This window comes from Amycolatopsis sp. TNS106 (assembly GCF_019330265.1).
GTDB classification, from domain to species: Bacteria; Actinomycetota; Actinomycetes; order Mycobacteriales; family Pseudonocardiaceae; genus Amycolatopsis; species Amycolatopsis lurida.
In genome coordinates this window covers 8,674,675-8,695,873 of sequence record NZ_CP024972.1, presented here as the reverse complement: position 1 = coordinate 8,695,873, position 21,199 = coordinate 8,674,675, and the positions used below count along the sequence as shown (strand labels likewise).

General features: G+C 69.2%; 17 protein-coding genes. 8 read left to right on the top strand and 9 right to left on the bottom strand.

All coding sequences use genetic code 11. From position 1 onward, the window contains the following. Positions 1-16: 16 nt before the first annotated feature. Positions 17-478, bottom strand: a complete 462-nt coding sequence (locus CVV72_RS40405; protein ID WP_037342406.1) for a peroxiredoxin — start codon at positions 476-478, stop codon at positions 17-19. A gap of 76 nt (positions 479-554) precedes the next feature. Continuing rightward, positions 555-986 carry a DUF3052 domain-containing protein gene (locus tag CVV72_RS40400; protein ID WP_034311133.1) on the bottom strand — a complete coding sequence of 144 codons (432 nt, stop codon included), beginning with the start codon at positions 984-986 and terminating at the stop codon, positions 555-557. 402 nt (positions 987-1,388) lie between these two features. Between CVV72_RS40400 and aceE the strand changes: the two genes are divergently transcribed. Together aceE and CVV72_RS40390 are read left to right on the top strand one after the other, a co-directional pair. After that, on the top strand, positions 1,389-4,184 hold the full coding sequence (gene aceE / locus CVV72_RS40395; protein ID WP_219149999.1) for a pyruvate dehydrogenase (acetyl-transferring), homodimeric type: 2,796 nt from the start codon (positions 1,389-1,391) through the stop codon (positions 4,182-4,184). A gap of 116 nt (positions 4,185-4,300) precedes the next feature. Continuing rightward, positions 4,301-5,512, top strand: a complete 1,212-nt coding sequence (locus CVV72_RS40390; protein ID WP_007032785.1) for an alpha-hydroxy acid oxidase — start codon at positions 4,301-4,303, stop codon at positions 5,510-5,512. Positions 5,513-5,585: 73 nt separating this feature from the next. Here the strand turns inward: CVV72_RS40390 and CVV72_RS40385 are convergent, their stop codons facing one another. Together CVV72_RS40385 and CVV72_RS40380 are read right to left on the bottom strand one after the other, a co-directional pair. Further along, positions 5,586-6,224, bottom strand: coding sequence for a nicotinamide mononucleotide transporter family protein (locus tag CVV72_RS40385; protein ID WP_219149997.1), 639 nt, complete (start codon positions 6,222-6,224; stop codon positions 5,586-5,588). Between the two features lie 206 nt (positions 6,225-6,430). Next, the gene (locus CVV72_RS40380; protein ID WP_219149995.1) at positions 6,431-7,168 is read right to left on the bottom strand and encodes a hypothetical protein; all 738 of its coding nucleotides are present in this window, start codon (positions 7,166-7,168) and stop codon (positions 6,431-6,433) included. A 390-nt stretch (positions 7,169-7,558) separates the two neighbouring features. Here CVV72_RS40380 and CVV72_RS40375 point away from each other — a divergent pair, with 390 nt between their 5' ends. The 5 genes from CVV72_RS40375 to CVV72_RS40355 all read left to right on the top strand — a co-directional run bounded on the left by CVV72_RS40375 (position 7,559) and on the right by CVV72_RS40355 (position 12,619). Then, positions 7,559-8,773, top strand: coding sequence for a CdaR family transcriptional regulator (locus tag CVV72_RS40375; RefSeq protein WP_005164946.1), 1,215 nt, complete (start codon positions 7,559-7,561; stop codon positions 8,771-8,773). A gap of 382 nt (positions 8,774-9,155) precedes the next feature. Continuing rightward, complete coding sequence (locus CVV72_RS40370) at positions 9,156-10,034, top strand: ACP S-malonyltransferase (protein ID WP_255632821.1); 879 nt, start codon at positions 9,156-9,158, stop codon at positions 10,032-10,034. Next, positions 10,031-11,014, top strand: a complete 984-nt coding sequence (locus tag CVV72_RS40365) for a beta-ketoacyl-ACP synthase III (RefSeq protein WP_125673101.1) — start codon at positions 10,031-10,033, stop codon at positions 11,012-11,014. The genes CVV72_RS40370 and CVV72_RS40365 overlap by 4 nt, the downstream gene beginning before the upstream one ends. Positions 11,015-11,082: 68 nt before the next feature. After that, entirely contained in the window at positions 11,083-11,328 is a 246-nt protein-coding gene (locus CVV72_RS40360; protein WP_004559006.1) for an acyl carrier protein, read from the top strand. 40 nt (positions 11,329-11,368) lie between these two features. Next, positions 11,369-12,619, top strand: a complete 1,251-nt coding sequence (locus tag CVV72_RS40355; RefSeq protein ID WP_125673102.1) for a beta-ketoacyl synthase — start codon at positions 11,369-11,371, stop codon at positions 12,617-12,619. Between the two features lie 220 nt (positions 12,620-12,839). On the opposite strand, the gene CVV72_RS40350 is transcribed toward CVV72_RS40355, so the two are convergent. The 4 genes from CVV72_RS40350 to CVV72_RS40335 form a co-directional block, all read right to left on the bottom strand. Next, a complete protein-coding gene (locus tag CVV72_RS40350) occupies positions 12,840-15,200 on the bottom strand; it encodes a cation-translocating P-type ATPase (protein ID WP_219149991.1) in 2,361 nt (786 codons plus the stop codon). Between the two features lie 65 nt (positions 15,201-15,265). Continuing rightward, positions 15,266-15,859: a hypothetical protein gene (locus tag CVV72_RS40345; protein ID WP_219149989.1), complete on the bottom strand. Its 594-nt coding sequence runs from the start codon at positions 15,857-15,859 to the stop codon at positions 15,266-15,268. Between the two features lie 42 nt (positions 15,860-15,901). After that, complete coding sequence (locus tag CVV72_RS40340; protein ID WP_091599164.1) at positions 15,902-16,405, bottom strand: DUF3145 domain-containing protein; 504 nt, start codon at positions 16,403-16,405, stop codon at positions 15,902-15,904. Between the two features lie 303 nt (positions 16,406-16,708). Next, complete coding sequence (locus CVV72_RS40335; RefSeq protein ID WP_219149987.1) at positions 16,709-18,181, bottom strand: S8 family serine peptidase; 1,473 nt, start codon at positions 18,179-18,181, stop codon at positions 16,709-16,711. 192 nt (positions 18,182-18,373) lie between these two features. Here CVV72_RS40335 and CVV72_RS40330 point away from each other — a divergent pair, with 192 nt between their 5' ends. After that, a complete protein-coding gene (locus CVV72_RS40330) occupies positions 18,374-19,804 on the top strand; it encodes a hypothetical protein (protein ID WP_219149985.1) in 1,431 nt (476 codons plus the stop codon). On the opposite strand, the gene CVV72_RS40325 is transcribed toward CVV72_RS40330, so the two are convergent. Then, complete coding sequence (locus tag CVV72_RS40325) at positions 19,801-21,174, bottom strand: NAD(P)/FAD-dependent oxidoreductase (RefSeq protein ID WP_255632417.1); 1,374 nt, start codon at positions 21,172-21,174, stop codon at positions 19,801-19,803. The genes CVV72_RS40330 and CVV72_RS40325 overlap by 4 nt on opposite strands. Positions 21,175-21,199: the final 25 nt, after the last annotated feature.

Sequence of the window (21,199 nt, the reverse complement as noted above, 5' to 3'; positions counted from 1 at the left end):
TGCCACCGGTGAAGACTCAGGCCAGCGAGGCCACGGCCTTCTTCCACGCCTGCTGGTCGCGCGCCTCGCCGGGCTGGTTGACCTCGGCGAACCGCACGACGCCGTCCTTGTCGATCAGGAAGGTGCCGCGGGTGGCCAGACCGGCCGCCTCGTTGAAGACGCCGTAGGCCTTCGCGACCTCACCGTGCGGCCAGAAGTCCGAAAGCAGCGGGAACTGGTAGCCCTCCTGCTCGGCCCACGCCTTGAGCGAGAACGGGGTGTCCACGGACACACCGATGACCTGGACGCCCTGGCCGTCGTAGTCCGCGAACTCGTCGCGGAGCTGGCACAGCTCGCCGGTGCAGATGCCGCTGAACGCGAACGGGTAGAACACGAGCAGGACCGGCTTCTCGCCCTTGAAGGACGACAGCGTCACGGACTGCTTGTTGTAGTCGTTGAGCGTGAAGTCCGGGGCTTGCGATCCGACCTCGACGGCCATACCGGCGGTTTCCTCTCAAGAGCGAACAGGGGCCTGCGACGACAACCCTATCGTGTCGATCGCGCGCCCGGAGAGGTCACCGCTTGGTCTTGGACGACTTCGGCGAAACCAGCCGCGTGCCCGCCCACTTCGGGCCGGCGCTGATGTTGGCCGTCTGCGCCAGCCCGACCTGCGGCACCGCTTCGGCGATCTCACTCGGCTCGACATGCCCGGGCTGGCCCGTCTTGGGGGTCAGCACCCAGATCACGCCGTTCTCGTTCAGGGGGGTCCGGACCTCGATCAGCGTGTCACCGAGATCACCGTCGTCTTCGCGCCACCACAGCAGCACCACGTCGATGACCTCGTCGGCGTCCTCGTCGAGGATGTCGCCGCCGATCTGTTCCTCGATCGCCGCACGAAGGTCGTCGTCGACGTCCTCGTCCCAGCCGATCTCCTGGACCACCATGTCCGGCTTGATCCCGAGCCTTTCGGCGACGCTGCTCTGATCAGCGTCTCCCGCGGCGACCACTGCTGTCACTCCTCCAACTACGACGGAGCGTGGTGTCGCGTCGGCCTGATCGGCCGGGCGGGCACCACACTCGGGTACACGATGCCCGTTAGCGAACACTGGTGAAGCGTTCCGCGCAACCGTCCACACCGGATCTTGAACAACTCGTGTCGCGGCGTACGGACATTCAGCCCACTCTCACGGGGTCAATTCGGGCGCGCCTGGGCACCTCCGAACGCCCTGCTTTAGGGTGAGAGAGAAAACGCGCGCGCGAGTACAGGCGCGTGCGAGGCGTGTCGCAATCGGGTCCGCGAACGTTACCGATCAGTAGCGGTGACGAGAACGGAACCGGAGGACGACGATGGACGGCGAACACGCCCGCGTACGAGCACAACCAGCTACCACCTTTCGCAAGGAGACCCCTTGGCCCCGCAGAACGACGGCGCCTCCGGCAAGGAGACCCCGGCACGCGTCCGCGTCATCCGTGACGGATTGGCGGCGCACCTGCCCGACATCGACCCGGAGGAGACCGCCGAATGGCTGGACTCCTTCGACGAGGCGCTGGCCAGGGGTGGTCAGCAGCGCGCCCGGTACCTGATGCTGCGCATCCTCGAGCGGGCCAGGGAACGCCACGTCGGCGTCCCGGCGCTGACGTCGACGGACTACGTCAACACCATCCCCACCGAGAACGAACCCTGGTTCCCCGGTGACGAGGAGATCGAGCGCCGCTACCGCGCCTACATCCGGTGGAACGCCGCGATCATGGTGCACCGCGCGCAGCGTCCCGGCGTCGGTGTCGGCGGGCACATCTCGACCTACGGCTCGTCCGCGGCGCTGTACGAAGTGGGCTTCAACCACTTCTTCCGCGGCAAGGACCACTCGGGCGGCGGCGACCAGATCTTCATCCAGGGGCACGCCTCCCCCGGCATCTACGCCCGCGCGTTCCTCGAGGGCAGGCTGACCGAGAACCAGCTGGACGGCTTCCGCCAGGAGTTCTCGCACGCCGGCGAGGGCGGCGGCCTGCCGTCGTACCCGCACCCGCGGCTGATGCCGGAGTTCTGGGAGAACCCGACCGTGTCCATGGGCCTCGGCCCGATGAACGCGATCTACCAGGCGCGATTCAACCGCTACCTGCGCGATCGCGGCATCAAGGACACCAGCGACCAGCACGTCTGGGCGTTCCTCGGCGACGGCGAGATGGACGAGCCGGAATCGCGCGGCCTCATCCACGTGGCCGCCGGCGAGGGCCTCGACAACCTGACCTTCGTGATCAACTGCAACCTGCAGCGGCTCGACGGCCCGGTGCGCGGCAACGGCAAGATCATCCAGGAGCTGGAGTCGTACTTCCGCGGCGCCGGCTGGAACGTCATCAAGGTCATCTGGGGCCGCGAGTGGGACTCGCTGCTGCACGCGGACCGTGACGGCGCGCTGGTCAACCTGATGAACACCACGCCGGACGGCGACTTCCAGACCTACAAGGCCAACGACGGCGCCTTCGTCCGCGAGCACTTCTTCGGCCGCGACCCGCGGACCAAGGAACTGGTCAAGGACCTCACCGACGCCGACGTCTGGAACCTCAAGCGCGGCGGGCACGACTATCGCAAGGTCTACGCGGCCTACAAGTCGGCGCTGGAGCACCACGGCCAGCCGACGGTGATCCTGGCCCACACCATCAAGGGTTACGGCCTCGGCCCGTCCTTCGAGGGCCGCAACGCCACGCACCAGATGAAGAAGCTCACCCTCGACGACCTCAAGCTGTTCCGGGACGCCCAGCGCATCCCGATCAGCGACGAGGAGCTCGAGCGCGACCCGAAGCTGCCGCCGTACTACCACCCCGGCAAGGAATCGCCGGAGATCGAGTACATGATCGGCCGCCGCAAGGCACTCGGTGGTTTCCTGCCGGAGCGCCGCCCGAAGGCCTCGAAGGCTCTCGTGCTGCCCGGCGACAAGGTCTACGAAGGCATCCGCAAGGGCTCGGGCAAGCAGGAGGTCGCCACGACGATGGCGTTCGTCCGGCTCGTCCGCGAGCTGGCGAAGGACTCCGAGATCGGCAAGCGGATCGTCCCGATCATCCCGGACGAGGCGCGCACGTTCGGTCTCGACTCGATGTTCCCGACGGCCAAGATCTACAACCCGCACGGCCAGACGTACACGTCGGTCGACGCGAGCCTGATGCTGGCCTACAAGGAGTCCGAAAAGGGCGTCATCCTGCACGAGGGCATCAACGAAGCGGGTTCCACCGCGTCGTTCACCGCCGTCGGCACGTCGTACGCCACGCACGGCGAGCCGATGATCCCGATCTACATCTTCTACTCGATGTTCGGGTTCCAGCGGACCGGTGACGGCCTCTACGCGGCGGCCGACCAGATGGCCCGCGGGTTCGTGCTCGGCGCCACCGCCGGCCGCACCACGCTGACCGGTGAGGGCCTGCAGCACGCCGACGGGCACTCGCTGCTGCTGGCGGCGACCAACCCGGCCGTCGTGGCCTACGACGCGGCGTGGTCGTTCGAGATCGCCCACATCGTGCGGGACGGTCTTCGCCGGATGTACGGCGAGACCGGGCCGGACGGCAACGGCGAGAACATCTTCTACTACATGACGATCTACAACGAGCCCTACCAGCAGCCCGCCGAGCCCGAGAACCTCGACGTCGACGGCCTGCTCAAGGGGCTCTACAAGTACGCCGACGCGCCGTCGGGCGAGGGACCGGAGGCGCAGATCCTGGTCTCCGGCGTCACCATGCCGGACGCGCTCCGCGCCCAGCAGATGCTGGCCGAGGAGTGGGGCGTACGCGCGGCCGTGTGGTCGGCCACGTCGTGGACCGAGCTGCGGCGCGAGGCCGTCGAAGCCGATCACGACAACCTGCTCCACCCGGGCGACTCCCCGCGTGTGCCGTACATCACGCAGAAGCTGTCCGGCGCGAACGGGCCGGTCGTCGCGGTTTCGGACTGGATGCGCGCCGTGCCGGACCTCATCCGCCCGTGGGTGCCGAACGACATGCTGACGCTGGGCACCGACGGGTTCGGGTTCTCCGACACCCGCCCGGCGGCCCGGCGGAAGTTCCTGGTCGACGCCCAGTCGATCGTGGTCGGCACGCTGAGCGCGCTCGCGAAGCGCGGCGAGTTCGACCGGGCGAAGGTGGCCGAGGCGGCGCGGAAGTACCGCCTCGACGACGTCGCCGCCGCGGGCCCGCAGCTGTCGGACTCCGGCAGCGCCTAGCGATGCCATGAACGGTCCGTTCCTTGCGAATTTCGCAAGGAACGGACCGTTCATTGCGTTCGGGACCGGACGAGCTAGGGTGAGACATCGGATGTTTGTGGAGAAGGTGAGCGAGTGTGACCAAACGTCGACTGCCGAAGCCGAGTGAGCTGAAGCAGATCCTGCGGCCGAAGCCGATCGTGCTCAACCCGACCGACCGGCGGCTGGCGGGCGCGCACACGATCGCCGATTTGCGAATGCTCGCCCGCAAGCGCACGCCGCGGGCGGCGTTCGACTACACCGACGGCGCCGCGGAGCTGGAAGACAGCCTCCGCCGTGCCCGGCAGGCCTTCCGCAGCGTGGAATTCCACCCCAACGTCCTGCGCGGCGTGTCCGATGTGGACACCGGCAAGGAGATCCTCGGCAAGCGTTCGGAGCTGCCGTTCGCGTTCGCGCCAACCGGGTTCACCCGCATGATGAACCACGAGGGCGAGTCCGCGGTGGCCCGTGTCGCGCAGCGCAACGGCATCCCGATGGGTCTGTCGACGATGGCGACGACGTCGATCGAAGATCTCGCCGCGGCCGCCCCGGAGGCCCGCAAGTGGTTCCAGCTCTACGTCTGGCGTGACCACAAGGCGGGCGAAGATCTGATGAATCGCGCGTGGGCCGCCGGGTTCGACACGCTCATGCTGACGGTGGACACCCCGGTCGCCGGCGCGCGGCTGCGTGACGTCCGCAACGGGTTGACCATCCCGCCCGCGCTCACCCTCAAGACCTTCGTCGACGGCGCGATGCACCCCGCGTGGTGGTTCAACCTGCTGACCACCGAGCCGCTGACCTTCGCGTCGCTGAGCCAGTTCGACGGCACGGTCGCCGAACTGCTCAACCAGCTCTTCGACCCGACCCTGAACTTCGACGACCTCGACTGGGTCCGCCAGACCTGGCCGGGCAAGCTCGTGGTCAAGGGGATCCAGAACGTCGACGACGCGCGGGACGTGGTCAAGCACGGCGCCGACGCGGTGCTGCTGTCCAACCACGGCGGCCGTCAGCTCGACCGCGCGCCGACGCCGATCGAATTGCTCCCGGCGGTGCTCGACGAGATCCAGGGCGACGCCGAGGTGTGGGTCGACACCGGCATCCTCTCCGGCGGCGACATCGTGGCCGCGATCGCGCGGGGCGCGGACGCGGTACTCATCGGGCGCGCGTTCCTCTACGGCCTGATGGCCGGCGGCGAGCGCGGGGTTCAGCGGTGCGTGGACATCCTGCGCGCCGAGATGGTCCGGACGATGCAGCTGCTGGGCGTCCGCACCCTCGCCGACCTCAAGCCCTCCCACGCCACCATGCGCTGACCCCTCCGCGATTCGGCACCTGCTTGCGGTACTTGCGCGTGCAACTACCGCAAACAGGTGCCGAATCGCGTGGTCAGCGGGTCGCGGCAGTAGCGGGCGAAGCGGTACGGACCTGCTTCGCGGTGCGGTTCCAGCTCCACCAGCCGTGCACGACCAGCCCGGCGAACACGATGTAGACCGCCGCGGAGAAGTACAGGCCCGAAGAGAGCTGAAGCGGCACGCCGATCGCGTCGACGACCAGCCACACCAGCCAGAACTCGACGAGACCCGCGCCCTGTGCGGCGAAGGCGACCAGTGTGCCGACGAAGATCGCGGCGTCCGGCCACGGCGCCCACGAGGCGTTCAGCGCGTCGAGGACCAGCGCCATCGCGGTGGTGCCGATCGCGAACGCGCCGATCATCGCCAGCCGCTCGCCGAGCCTGCCCTTGCGGACGACGACGCCGTAGACCGGATCACTGCGGCGGGACCAGGCCCACCAGCCGTAGATCGAGATGGCGAGGATCGCGATCTGCCTGGTCGCGAGGCCGCCGAGATGTGCGGACAGGTAGACCGAGAACAACAGCACGGTGGCCCCGACCTGCACCGGCCACGTCCACAACGTGCGGCGTTGGGCCAAGAAGACCACGGCCAGCGCGAAGATCTGCCCCGCCAGCTCGGCGAAGGAAATCCACTGTCCGAGCACCGTGACACCGTTGTGCAGCAGGAAGTCCACGTCCGCACCCCTCTCCGTCTCCCGCTCCAACATGCTCCGTACCGACGCCATTCCCCAGAGAGTGTGAGGTGCGGAACAGGCGGACGGCTCGAGGGACGCTCACGGGGACGCGAAAAGGGCCCCTCGATCGCGTGTTCCGCGACGACGGGCCCTTCGACTCCACGCGGGCCCGGTGCCTTCCTCGATCACCGGGCCCACGCGGATGCTCAGGAATCTACGCGACCGATGCCCACAGGCGAAGTCGGCGGCTCCGAACGGACCTCCTGCTTGCCGTCCCCGGCCTCCAGCTGGCCCTGCAGGTTGGCCAGCCAGCCCTGCCAGCGGTCCTGCGCCGGCTTGATCAGGCCGCCGCCGAAGCCGACGACGATCACGCCGCCGATGGTGGCGAGCACGGCCACCAGGACCGGCCCCGTCACGGCCGTCGCGATGTTCACCTGGCCGAGTGCCGCGATGATGCCGAACGCCATGATCATCCAGTAGGCGATCGTGCCGAGCAGCCGTCCCGCGGGCCGGGTGGACAACGCCCCGGTCACCAGGTCGCGGACGACCTTCGCGACGGCGGCAGCGACGATCACCAGCACCAGTGCCACCAGGATCCGCGGCAGGAACGCGATGATGTCGTTGAGCAGCGCGCTGACCGGATTGCTCTCCCCGAATACGCCGAACGCGAGCTGCAACGCGATCAGGAGAATGAAGTAGTACACGAGTTTGACGAGGATCCCGCCCGCGTCGACATTCGCCTGTTTGAACGTTCCGGCGAGTCCGGTCTTCTCGATGAGCTTGCCGAAACCGATCTTCGACAGAACCAGGCCCAATGCCTTCGACACGGCTTTCGCGATCAGCCAGCCGATCAGCAGGATGATCAGGAAACCGAGCAATTTCGGTACGAAGGTGGCGACAAGGTTCCATGCTTGTCCCAGACCGTCTTTCAGCTGCTCGCCCACGGCGAACTCCCTCCTCTGCGCATCCGCGACCTACCCGGTGCGGCTTGCGAGGGATCGTTGAGCACGAGCACCGCACCGGCAACTCGGCGACCCACGATCGAGTGAGTGAGCTAGCGGGAAAAGATCGACAAGTCCCATACTTGTTCCACCGGTGGGGACCGGGGAGACGAGGCCGTCCGGCGCAGCGAAAAACGCTGGCGCCGGGCGGCCTCGAGTTTTATGCGAACGCCTTTCACCATTCATCGCGGATGACCGTCCACTTCGGACGCGGGCGGCGAAAGGCCGCGGGATGACGGCGCCCGTCGCCCGGCGGACCAGGCCGTGTCCGGCAAGTCCGTTCGCGAAGACCGTGAACACGGCTCGCCGGCCACGGCCTAGGATCGGCTGACCATGGCTGATGCGACCTCCGGACGGCGTGTGCCCAAGCACCACGGGCTGTCCGCCAAGACCCTCCGGCGGCTCGAACACGCCTCCGGCCGGCTCGCGAGCGCGAGTGTGGCGGTGATGGAGGAGCGGCTGAGCTGGTTCGCCAGGCTTCCCGCCGACCAGCGCGCGAGTGTCCTGCTGATCACCCAGGCGGGTGCCGCCGGTTTCGTCGACTGGCTCCGCGACGCGAAGGAGGCCCTCTCCCTCACCACGGAAGCCTTCCGCGAAGCACCGGCCGAGCTTTCCCGGTGGGTGAGCCTGCGGCAGGCGGTCGGCATGGTCCGGCTGGCGATCGAGGTGTTCGAGGAGCAACTGCCCGAGTTCGCCGCGAACGAGGCGGAACGCGCCGCGCTGATCGAGGGGATCCTGCGCTACGGCAGGGAGATCGCGTTCGCCGCCGCCAACTCCTACGCGGCGGCCGCCGAGGCGCGAGGCGCGTGGGACGCGCGGCTGGAGGCGCTGGTCGTCGACGGCATCGTCCGCGGCGACGCCGAGGAGGCGGTGCTCTCCCGCGCCGCCGCGCTCGGCTGGGACCCGGCCGCGCCCGCCACCGCGCTGGTCGGCACCCCGACGTCGGACGATCCGCCCGCCGTCGTCTTCGAAGTGCGCAGCCGCGCCGCGCGGGTCGGGCGTCCGGTGCTGCTCTCGGTGCAGGGCTCCCGGCTGGTCGTGGTCGTCGCCGGGCCCACCGACGGCAGCGTCAAGGACCGCGAGATCCTCACCAAGCTTTCGGTCGCCTTCGCCGAGGGCCCGGTCGTCGCCGGACCGACGGTGCCCACGCTCGCCGAAGCGCACCACAGTGCGACAGAGGCGCTTTCCGGCCTTCGTGCCGTCGTCGGCTGGCCCGGCGCGCCGCGGCCCGCGAGATCGATCGACCTGCTGCCGGAACGCGCGTTGTCCGGCGACCCCGAGGCCGAACGCCTGCTCGTCGAGCAGATCGCGCGACCGCTGGAGGAAGCGGGCCCGGCACTGCTGCGGACGGTGGAGACCTACCTCGACAGCGGCGGCGTCCTGGAGACCTGCGCGCGAACGCTGTTCGTACACCCGAACACCGTCCGGTACCGGCTGCGGAAGGCGGCCGAACTCACCGGCCGCCACGCCGCCGAATCGCGTGACGCCTGGGTGCTGAAGGTGGCGCTGACGGTCGGGCGGCTGGCCCGTGCCCGCGGTCTCTGGTAGCCGGTGACTCAGGGCCGCTTCGGCCGAGGCATGTCGCGAAAGCCACTTTCGGGACGTCTGGTGTCCCGAAAGTGGCTTTCGCGTCACCCGGATCCGGCGCCCGCGCTCGCCGAAACGGGCAAATCGCTCAGGCGGCCGTACGACCTCCGGCGAACCGGTTGGTAACTCTGCGCAGTGACGGAGTTCATAGGGAAAGCTGGTTGAACCCGACAAGGCTTTTGGGTTAAGCGCGGTGATCAGGAAGGGGCTTTTGGAGGGTTCCGACAATTACGTCGGCCGGACTTGGTGAGCGTCGGCATCACGACCATGGTGGCCGAGCGTGTTCTCTAATGGGGTGACAGTTGCAGTCCTCGCCCCCGGTCAGGGTTCCCAAGCCCCAGGCATGCTCTCCTCTTGGCTCGAGCTCGACGGCGCCCGCGCGCGCGTCGAAGCCTGGTCCGAGCGGGCCGGTCTCGACCTCGTCCGCCTCGGCACCGAAGCCGACGCGGAAGAGATCCAGGACACCGCGATCACGCAGCCGCTGATCGTGGCGCTGTCACTGCTGGCGTTCGAGCACCTTCAGCGTGAGGCCCCGGTCGCCGCGGACGCGCCGGTCGCCGGTCACTCCGTCGGCGAGCTGGCGGCCGCCGCCGTCGCCGGCGTGCTGAGCCCCGAAGACGCCGTCGCGCTGGCCGCCGTCCGCGGCGCGGAAATGGCGAAGGCCTGCGCGCTGGAGCCCACGAGCATGGCCGCGGTCATGCTCGGTGACCCGGAGCAGGTCGTCGCGTGGCTCGAGGGCCACGGGCTCGCCGCGGCGAACCGCAACGGCGCCGGTCAGATCGTCGCCTCCGGCGCCGCCGACGCGATCGAGAAGATCGTCGCCGAGCCGCTGGAGGGCACGAAGGTCCGCGCGCTCAAGGTCGCGGGCGCGTTCCACACCCCCTACATGGCACCCGCGCGTGAAGCGCTGGCGGCCCACGCTGCGAAGATCACCCCGGCGGACCCGACGCGTCCGCTGCTGTCGAACGCCGACGGCCAGGTCGTCACCAGCGGGGCCGAATACCTCGACCGGCTGGTCAAGCAGGTCACGAGCCCGGTGCGCTGGGACCTGACCATGGACGGTCTGGTCTCCGCGGGTGTCACCTCGACGCTCGAACTTCCGCCGGCGGGCACGCTGACCGGGCTGGTCAAGCGGCAGCTCAAGGGAACCGTGACCACCACGATCGCTCTGAAGACGCCGGCCGAGCTGGCGAAGCTTCAGGGGCAGGAGGACGCTTCGTGACCGACCGATCCACTTTGCGGCAGGCGCCGGGCGCCGCCGGGACCCGCATCCTCGGTGTCGGGAGCTTCCAGCCCGAGAAGATCGTGACCAACGACGATCTCTCGAAGATCATGGACACCAACGACCAGTGGATCCGGGAGCGGGTCGGCATCGTCGAGCGCCGGTTCGCCGAGAAGGACGAGTCGCTGGTCGACATGGCGGTCAAGGCGGGCACCGCCGCGCTGGCGGACGCCGGCGTGGACCCGTCCGAAGTGGACACGGTCATCCTGCCGAACTGCACGATGCCCACCCAGATCCCGAACGCCGCCGCACAGGTGGCCGACCGGATCGGCATCACGCATCCGGCCGCGTTCGATCTCAACGCCGCCTGCGCCGGGTTCTGTTACGGCATCGGCGTCGCCTCGGATCTGATCCGCGCGGGCAGCGCGAAGAAGGCGCTCGTCATCGGCGCCGAGAAACTCACCGACCACGTCGACCCGGTCGACCGCGCGAACGCGATCATCTTCGCCGACGGCGCCGGCGCGGCGGTGGTCGGCGCGGCCGACACCGCGCAGATCGGCCCGGTCGCCTGGGGCAGCGCGGGCGAGCACGTCGACCTGATCTACATGCGTGACGACAAGTGGATCTACCAGGAGGGCCAGTCGGTCTTCCGCTGGGCGACCACGCAGATCGCGCCGATCGCCATGCAGGCACTGGAACTCGCCGGGCTCGAACCGTCCGATGTGGACGTGCTCATCCCGCACCAGGCCAACCTGCGTATCGTCGAGGCCATCGCCAAGAAGCTGCGTGCCAAGGGCGCCCGCGAGGACATGGTCGTCGCCGACGACATCAGGTACTCGGGCAACACCTCGTCCGCGTCGATTCCGCTGGCGCTGGACCACATGCGCAAGGCAGGCACCGCCAAACCGGGCGACGTCGTGCTCGCCGTGGGCTTCGGGGCCGGACTCTCCTACGCGGGCCAGGCCTTCGTCTGCCCGTGATGAATACTTCCCCTGCGGACACCGTGTCCGCAGGGCAGCCGAAAGCATCACCGAGAAGGGAACAACCAGTGGCAGACAACGCAGAGATCCTCGCCGGCCTCGCCGAGATCGTCGAAGAGGTCGCCGGTGTGGCGCAGGACGACGTGACCGCCGAGAAGTCCTTCGTGGACGACCTCGACATCGACTCGCTGTCCATGGTGGAGATCGCTGTCCAGGCCGAGGACAAGTTCGGCGTCAAGATCCCGGACGACGAGCTGGCGAACCTGAAGACCGTTGGCGACGCGGTGAACTACGTGTCGGCCAACTCCAAGTAAGTCCGACTTCTTGATTGGCGCCGACCTTGGGGAGACTCCAATGAGCAACATCGACGTCGTGATCACCGGGATGGGCGCGACCACGCCGCTCGGCGGGGACGTCGCGTCCACGTGGGACGGCCTGCTCGCCGGGGCGAGCGGGATCCGCCGTATCGAAGCCGACTGGGTCGACGAACTCGAACTGCCGGTGAAGATCGGCGCCATGCTCGCCGTCGACCCGTCCGAAGTCCTGCCGCGGGTCCAGGCCCGGCGGCTGGACCGCTGTGAGCAGGTGGCGCTCATCGCCGCCCGGCAGGCTTGGGCGGACGCGGGCTTCGAGCAGCCGACCGACGAGCATCAGGATGTGGAACCCGAGCGCCTCGGGGTGACCATCGGTACCGGTGTCGGCGGTCCGGTCACCCTGATCTCCCAGAACGACCTTCTGCACAAGCAGGGACTCCGCAAGGTCTCCCCGCTGACCGTGCCGATGCTGATGCCGAACGGCCCCGCCGCGCACGTCGGGATCGACCTGAAGGCGCGTGCCGGCGTGCACTCGCCCGCGTCGGCCTGCGCGTCGGGCGCGGAAGGCATCGCCGCCGGTTACGAGATGATCCGCTCGGGCCGGGCCGACGTCGTGGTCGCCGGTGGTGCCGAATCGTGCATCCACCCGATCACCCTCGCCGGTTTCGCGCAGGCGCGGACGGTGTCCACCCGCAACGACGACCCGACGAAGGCGTCCAGGCCGTTCGACGTGAACCGTGACGGTTTCGTCCTCGGCGAGGGCTCCGGCGTCGTGATCCTCGAGCGGGCGGACCGCGCCAAGGCCCGCAACGCGCGGATCTACGCGCAGCTGAGCGGGTACGGGATCACTTCGGACGCGTACCACATCACGGGCAACCACCCGGAGGGCGTCGGCCAGATCGCCGCCATGCGGCAGGCGATGACGATGGCCGGGGTCTCCCCTGCCGACGTCGGCCACGTCAACGCGCACGCGACCTCGACGGTCGTCGGCGACGTCGGCGAGGCCGCGGCGATCCGCAACGCCGTCGGCGAGCATGTCGTGGTGACCGCTCCCAAGGGCGCGCTCGGCCACCTGGTCGGCGGTGCGGGCGCGGTCGAGGGCATCGCCACGATCCTGGCGATCTACCACGGCCTCATCCCGGCGACGCTGAACCTCGAAGACCTGGACCCGAAGGTGCAGCTCGACGTCGTCTCCGGTGAGGCGCGCAAGGTCGAGCTGGGCGCGGCGATCAGCAACTCGTTCGGCTTCGGCGGGCACAACACGGCGCTGCTGTTCACCCCGGCGGCCTGATTTCAGTACGTGAAGGCCCCCTTCACTGCGTCTAGCGTAGTGAAGGGGGCCTTCACGTACTTCCTGGGTCACGTCTCCTGGCGCTTGACCGGTCAGCAGGCCGATGGGTGTCGCGAAAGCCACTTTCGGAACACCAGACGTCTCGAAAGTGGCTTTCGCGACACCTTCTCCTCAAGGCGTGGCCGTCTGACGCGGTGAAGGGGACTTCGAGACTCCCCGGTCATGCCTCCTGGCGCTTGACCAGGTACCGCCCGGCCCACCAGGCCACTTCCACCAGCACGATCCCCACACCGGCGCAGGCGAACGCCGACAGCGTGTACGCGCTCACGCTCGGGTCCAGCGCGAAGAACTTCTGCGTGAACGGGATCAGGAACAGCGCGAGCGTCAGCACGACCATCCCGCCGATCAGCAGGATCTTCCACCACCGATACGGCCGTGCGACGATCCCGAGCACCCACAGCGCGATCGTGATGAGCGTGATCAGCGCGGTCGTCCCCGCCTGGATCTTGTCCACTTCGGACTGTCCGGAACCCTTGTACACCAGCAGGTAGCTCACGAACGTCGCGGTGGCGATGACCAGCCCGGCCGGGACGGCCATCCGCATCACCCGCCCGACGAAGCCGGTGCGGGCGCGTTCGTTGTTCGGCGCCAGCGAGAGCACGAAGGCGGGCAGGCCGATCGTGAACCAGGCGGTGATCGTGATGTGCCGGGGCAGGAACGGGAACGGCACCTGCGCGATGCCGACCATCAGCGCCAGCAGTACCGAGTACACCGTCTTGGTGAGGAACAGGTTCGAGACGCGTTCGATGTTGCCGATCACCCGCCGCCCTTCGGCGACGACGTGCGGCAGGGTGGCGAACTTGTCGTCCAGGAGCACGATCTGCGCCACCGCGCGGGTGGCCGGGCTGCCGGCTCCCATGGCGACGCCGATGTCCGCGTCCTTCAGGGCGAGGACGTCGTTCACGCCGTCGCCGGTCATCGCGACGGTGTGCCCCTTCGACTGCAGGGCACCGACCATCGCGCGTTTCTGCAGCGGGGTCACGCGGCCGAAGACGGCGCGTTCCTCGACGGTGTCGGCCAGCTTCTCCGCGTCGTCCGGCAGTTTCCGCGCGTCGACGGGCTTGTCGGCCCCCGGCAGGTCGAGGGTGCCCGCGACGGCGCCCACCGAAATGGCGTTGTCGCCGGAGATGACCTTGACCGCGACGTCTTGATGCGCGAAGAAGTCCAGCGTGTCCTTCGCGTCCGGACGGACCTTCTGTTCCAGCACCACGAGCGCCACCGGTTCGATCTCGCCGGGGCCTTCGGCCGCGTCGACGGCCCGCTCGGCACGGCCCAGCAGCAGGACCCGCAAACCGCGTGAACCGATCTTCTCGGCCTCCGCCCGGTGCTCGCCCTCGGGCAGCAGGACATCGGCCGCGCCGAGCACCCAGTCGCCGTCGGGACCGAACGAAGCACCACTCCATTTGCGCGCCGAAGAGAACGGCATGGTCGTGGAGACCCGCCAGCCCGGATCGGTCCGGTGCGCCTCCGCGATCGCCTGGAGGCTCGCGTTCGGGCGCGGGTCCGCGGCGGCGAGCGCGGCCAGCACGTCGTCCACCGGATGGCCCGGCGTGATCTCCCGGACCTCGGAAAGCCGCATCGCGTTCTCGGTGAGCGTGCCGGTCTTGTCCGCGCACACCACGTCGACCCTGGCGAGTCCTTCGATCGCCGGGAGCTCCTGCACCAGGCACTGGCGCTTGCCCAGCCGGATGACACCGACCGCCAGCGCGACACTGGTCATCAGCACCAGGCCCTCGGGCACCATCGGCACGAGCGCCGCGACCATGCCGCGCAACGCGTCCGGCCACGCCTGGTCGCCCGCGAGCTGGTTGTAGATCGTCAGCGCGCCCGCCGGGATGAGCAGGTACGTGATGAACTTGAGGATCTTGTCGATGCCCTGGCGCAGTTCCGACTTCACCAGGGTGAACTTGCTGGCCTCCGCGGCCAGCTTCGCGGCGTAGGACTCGTCGCCGATGATGTCCGCGCGATAGGTGCCGCTTCCCGCGACGACGAAGCTGCCGGAAAGCACCTTGTCGCCGGGCTGCTTGACCACCGGATCGGATTCACCGGTCAGCAGCGATTCGTCGACCTCCAGCGCGTCGGCCGTCAGCGCCGGGCCGTCGACGACGATCTTGTCGCCCGGCCCCAGCTCGACGAGATCTCCGAGTACGACGTCTTCCGGGGCGATCTCGCTGCTCCGGCCGTCACGGCGGACCGTCGGCTTCGCCTGCCCGACGATCGCGAGCCGTTCCAGTGTCCGTTTCGCCCGGAGTTCCTGGATGATGCCGACCGCGCTGTTGACGATGATCAGCCCGCCGAACAACCCGTCGATGAAGTACCCCGTCGACAGGATGAGCACGAACAACACGCCGTAGATCGCGTTGATCCGGGTGAAGACGTTCGCGCGGATGATTTCGCCGGTCGTCCGGCTGGTCTTCGTCGAGACCGTGTTGGTCTGGCCCGCGGCCACCCGCTGGGCGACCTCTTCGCTGGTGAGCCCCCTCGAGGCGTCGGTCAGCAGGGCCGGCTGATCTATTGCCATGCCCGCGACTCTATTCCGCCCGGCTCCCGCCCGCGTCAGCCTCGGGGACGATGTCGCCCCTTACTTCAGCATCTTTCGTGTTCGGGGTTGGTGCCACCGTCGGTCGTGTCGACGCGCCACGATCCGCTCTCCAGCCGCAGCGGCAGCACCAGCCGCCAGCGGATGCACCCCTCCGGCAGGTACAGCGGCGCGTCTTCGACGTCCTGCGTACTGGTGAAGGCGACGAGCACCCGGAGCAGGGTCGGCGTGCTCGGCTCGATGCGGTAGACGAGGATGCTGCCGTCCCGTGTGGACTGATAGTCCTTCTTCCACTCCGCCGCGGTCTTGGTCTTGGCCCGGTCACGGGTGACCACCGATGTCCACTTCGGATAGTCGCGGTCGTTGATGGAATCGAAGTATCCCTGGAGCACCCGCCGGACGCCTTGGTACTGCGGATGCGCGAAGACGTCCGGAGTCACCTCGACGACGGGTGAGCCGGGCTGCTGCTCCGGGGCGACGGACGTCGGCGACTCGCTCACGACCGGCTCGGTGGGCGCGGCCTCCGGGCGCGTGTAGAGATCACGTGCCAGCAACCCCACGGCGACGGTCAGGGAGATCACGACCACGAGAACGGGGATCAGCCACCGCTGGCGAGAGAGGGGGCGAGGCTGGGCGGTCACCCTGAAAGGTTAGCCGCCCGCCTCTTCCATCATCACCGGCGTCTACCCGACTTGGTGCAGCCAGGTGACCGGGGCGCCGTCACCGGCGTGCCGGTACGGTTCGAGCGCTTCGTCCCAGTTGGCGGCGAGGAGTTCGTCGAGCTTGTGCGCCAGCGATTCGCCGGTGCGGACCTTGCTCACCAAGGCACGCAACTGGTCCTCGCCCACGACGATGTCGCCGTTGGCACTGGTCCTGCCGTGCCACAGGCCGAGGCCCGGAGCGAAACAGAACCTCTCTCCGTCGACCCCCGCACTGGGCTCTTCGGTGACTTCGAACCGGATCATCGGCCACGCCTTGAGCGCGGACGCCAGCTTTCCGCCGGTGCCCGAAGGCGCACGCCAACCACATTCGGCGCGGAGCTGTCCTGGACTGGCGGGCTGCGCCGTCCACTTCAACTCGACTCGGGCACCCAGGGTGCCCGAAATGGCCCACTCGACGTGCGGACACACCGCAGACGGCGACGAGTGGACGTACACCACGCCACGGGTGTTGCCACGGGTGCTCACTGCTGACCTCCGCTACTCGACGAGGGGCGTCTTCCCCTACGACCTCGCGAGCTGCGCTGGTCAGGTGGCTCGTGCCGCCTCCCGGTACGCGTGAGCACATTGTGCACCCCAACTGTGCTGTTTGGCCACATGAACACCACAAGTCGCACCTGATTGGGACGCACGACTCGCGGGAAGGCCCCCGTCACCTCACTCACCCGAACGCGAGGGTTAACCCTGGTCTCCGCGATGGCGTCGGTCCGTGAAGGCCTCCTTGAGGGGCTCTGGGTCCCTCAAGGAGGCCTTCACGGACTTGGGGACGGCTCAGCCCTGGGCGCCGAGGGACTTCGCCGCGGCGAAGGTGTCCACCAGGCCGGTGCCCTTGTCGAAGCTCGACGTGTACGGCCCGGCCGCCACGTACGGCGCGCCATGGGCGAACTTGTATGCCGTGCCCTTGATCGCGGCCTCGATGTCACCGGGGCTCGCGTTCGGCGCGACCTGGAACAGCTGCGCGACGATCCCGGTGATCTGCGGCGCCGCCATCGAGGTGCCGCTGATCACGTTGTAGGTGCCGAGGTCCAGGAGGCCCGGTCCGTTCTTGGGCTGGAGGCCCTGCGTACAGATCGGCTGCGTCGGACGGCACGCCGAGAGGATGTTCTCCCCCGGCGCGGAAACGTCGGGCCAGCTCGCCTGCTCGGTCTTGAGACCGCGCGAGGAGAAGTCGGACACCGTGCCGTCGCGGGTGCCGGTGCCCTGGTCGTTGAACGACGCCGCCGACAGCACTCCCGGCGTCTGGTCCTGTCCCGGCGGGTTGGAGAGGTTCGCCGAACCGTCGCCGCCGTCGTTCCCGTTCGCCCACACCGTGACGACGCCTTCCGCGGCGAGCGCGCGCTGCAGTTTCACCGTCGCCGAATTCGGGTCGAAGGCGCCGCCACCGCTCGGGCCGTAGGAGTTGTTGGTCACCTTGATCGGCGGGCACACAGATGCCGCGACGCCCGCGCCACAGGGTGCCTTATGGTTCTCCAGCACCCAGTTCAGCGCCGCGTCCGTGCCGAGCACGAGCAGCGCGGCCCCGGTCGAGACGGAAACGATCTTCGAGCCCGGCGCCGAGCCGCCGACCTTGGTGCCGTCGCTCAGCGTCAACTGGTTCCCGGCGGCGATCCCGGTGACGTGCGTGCCGTGGCCGCCCAGCGCGAGCGTGTCGGTGTCGACGGAGGTCGGGACGTCGACGATGCAGTTCGTGGCGGGGCCGTTCAGGCAGAGGCTCTTGAGGTTGCGCACCACCCGTGTCTTGCCGTCGGCGCCTTTGAAGGCCGGATGCGTCGGGTCGACGCCGGTGTCGATGATCGCGACCGAGACGCCCCTGCCGTCCACGGGAGCGCCACCGGCGTCCTTGAGCTGCGTCTGGGTCTGCAGGCTTCGCGTCGCCGTGGTGCCGGCGCTGCCGTGCGCCTTGAGCTTCTCGTTGCCTTCGACGTAGGTGACCCCGGCGGCCCCGCGGACCGCGCGCACCTGGTCCGCCGTGCCCCGGACGGCGACGACGCCGATCTTCCCGAACGAGGTGATCTTCTCGAGCCCGGCCGCGCGGGCGGCGCGTTCGGCGGTGGCGATGTCGCCGGCGTGCACGAGCGCGGTCATCCCCGTGGCGCCGGTGGCTGTCGAGAGCAGCCGGGAGAGCCCGGGGGCGACGGGTGCGAGCGGTCCCGCGGCCTGCGCGGGGACCATCCCCGCGGCCGGGACGGCTAGCAGGGCGACGACTAGTGCTGCACGTCGACGCCAGTGGCGAAATGCGGCCATGGTGATTCTCCTGGTGACAGAGGGCAGGGAACTGTCACCTACCAACGAGTACCACCCGGACGGGTGACGGTGCGCACGCGCATTACCACTTTTCGGAGCAACATCACCTCGCTACCTGCGACGTGTCTCTCCGTTGCTCCAGATGGAGGCGCTAGTTTGTGCACCGAGACCGACGAGATGGGGAGGGGTTCGGTGCGACTCGTTCGCCTCGCTCAGCAGCCGTCCCGGGTGGCCGAGGACGTCCGCGCCGCACTGGCTTCGCTCGGCCGCGGCAGCAACGTCGTCGGCGGGGTCGCCCTGATCGGTGCCAGCCCGGTCGACGGCAGGCCCGTCGAAGCCGTCGTGGTCATGCCGAAGGGTGTCCTCATCGTCATCGGCGTCGACCTGCCGGATCCGGCGCTGAAACTCGAAGCCCCGCTCGGCGGGCCGTGGAAGGCCGACGGCTGGCCGCTGGTCCACGGCGACACCTCGATCAACCCGGCTACGGACGCGCTCTCGCTGTCCGCCGCGTGCACCCACAAGATCGCGGACGTCGCCCCCGGCGCCGGGCCGATCGGCACGATCATCGCCGTCGGCCCCTATGTGGAGACGGTCGACCAGCCCGCCGCGGATCTCGCCGGCTCGGTCCGCGTCCTCTACCCGACGGCGACGACGATGCTCGCCGCGACGGTCTCCCTGGCCGGCGCGCCGCACCCCCGCTCGGTCCAGCAGGCGCGGGAACTGATCGCCGCGCTCGCTCCGGACGCGCCGCCGATGCCCGAAGAGGTGTTGCTCGGGGAAGGGTTCAGTGCCTACTCCGACGACGAGCCGACGGTGATCCGCGAGAACCCGCTCGTCGCGATCGCGCCGACCGTCCCGGTGCGACATCCGGGGAAGAAACCCGCGAAATCGGCAGTCCCTCCCCCATCGCCCGTCGAGCCTGGTCAGCAGGCCGTCGCCGTGAAGCCGGTTCCCCCGGCCCAGCCGATCCCGCCGGAGGCCGCTCCCGCCGAGCCGGGGCCGAAGAAGCCACATCAGTCCAAGACGGTGAAATGGCTCCCGGTCGCCGCGATCGGCCTGCTCATCGTGCTGCTGGTCGCGGCCATCAGCGTCGCTTCCAGTGGCGACGACACCGCGTCCACCCAGCCTCCCCCGCCGCCGGCCCCGGCGACCAGTCCGCCGCCGTCGCCACCGAGCAGCAGCGCGGTGGAGAGCATCCAGTTCACGCCGCGGGCGTCCGCCGCGGATCAGAAATGCGCGTCGCACGCGTACGGCGACGTCCAGTCGAGCCTTCAGCAGACGAGTTGCTCCGCGGTGAAACGGGCCAGCTTCGCCGGCTCCATCGACGGCCGGGCCGCGGCGGTGACGATCGCCGTCGTGGAATTCCCGAACACCCAGCAGGCGACCGCGTTCAAGGCCACCGCCGACACCCCCGGTGGGGGCGGCATCCTCGACCTCGCGACCGAGACCAACCAGTGGCAGGGCGAAGCGCCGGTGTTCGAGGGCGCCGCCTACCAGAGCGGCCTGGACGGGAAGTCGGTCCGGCTGGTCCAGGTCGTGTGGGTGCCGGGACCGTCCACTCCGGACGACCCCGGCCTCGTTCGCGGCGCGAAGGCCGCGCTCGAACTGCCCGTGAACGGTTAAAGCCCGTACGCCTCCAGAAGCCGCAGCCACACCTCGCTGATCGTCGGGAACGACGGGACCGCGTGCCACAGCCTCGACAGCGGGACCTCGCCGACGATCGCGATCGTCGCCGCGTGCAGCAGTTCCGCCACGTCCTGCCCGACGAAGGTCGCGCCGAGAAGGACACCGCGTTCGGTGTCGACGACGATCCGCGCCTTGCCCGCGTACCCGTCCGCGTGCAGTGACGAACCGGCCACCGCGATGTCGATGTCGACGACGCGGTGCGGCTTGCCCTCTTCCGGCCCGGCGAGCCCGACCGAAGCGACCTCCGGGTCGGTGAACACCACCTGCGGGATGGCGTGGTGATCGGCCGTGGCGCTGTGCGCGCTCCACGCGGCGGAGTCGACGGGTTCGCCCGCGGCCTGCGCGGCCACCGCGTCACCCGCGGCCCTGGCCGCGTATTTGCCCTGATGGGTCAGGGGCGCCCGGCCGGTGACGTCGCCGACGGCGAACAGCCAGCCACCGTCCACAGCGGACACCCGGCCGTTGTCGTCCGTCGTGAGCGGTGCGCCCGCTTCGAGCCCCAGCGTCTCGACGCCGAGTCCGTCGGTCGCCGGGCGGCGGCCGGTGGCGACGAGCAATTCGTCGACGACCAACCGCTCACCACCTTTCAAGGCCAATTCCTTACCACCGTCCACAGCGGACACGGAGTCGAGACCGGAGCCGGTGTGCACGGTGACCCCGGCTTCCCGGAGACCCGCGATGACGGCGTCGCCCGCGAACTCCGGCAGCCGGGGCAACGGACGTTCGCCCGAGATGATCAGGTGGACTTCGGCGCCGAGCGTGGCGAAGGCCTGCGCCATTTCCACACCGACGACACCGCCGCCCAGTACGCCGAGGCGGCCAGGAACCTTCTCCGCCGAGGTCGCCTCACGCGAACCCCATGGGGAAACGGTGTCCAGCCCGGGGATCGACGGCGTCCGCGGGACGCTGCCCGTGGCGACGATCACGGCGTGCCGCGCGGTCAGCACGTCACCGCCGTCGACCGTGATCTCCCGCTCACCGGTGATCCGCCCGTGGCCGCGGATCGGGACGATCCCGGCGCCTTCCGCCCACTCGACCTGTCCGGTGTCGTCTCCCTTGCCGGTGAACCAGTCCCGGCGCGCGAACACCGCGGCCGGGTCGACCGCGTCGCCCACCGGGACGCCGGGGACCCGCTTGGCGGCGGCGAGGAGGTTCCCCGGCCGCAGCAGCGCCTTGCTCGGAATGCAGGCCCAGTAAGAACATTCGCCGCCGAAGCGTTCGTGTTCGACGAGCGCGACCCGGAGGCCGCCCCGCGCTGCCCGTTCGGCGGCGACCTCGCCGACCGGGCCGCCTCCGATCACGATCACGTCAAAATCCTGTGCTGACATGCAT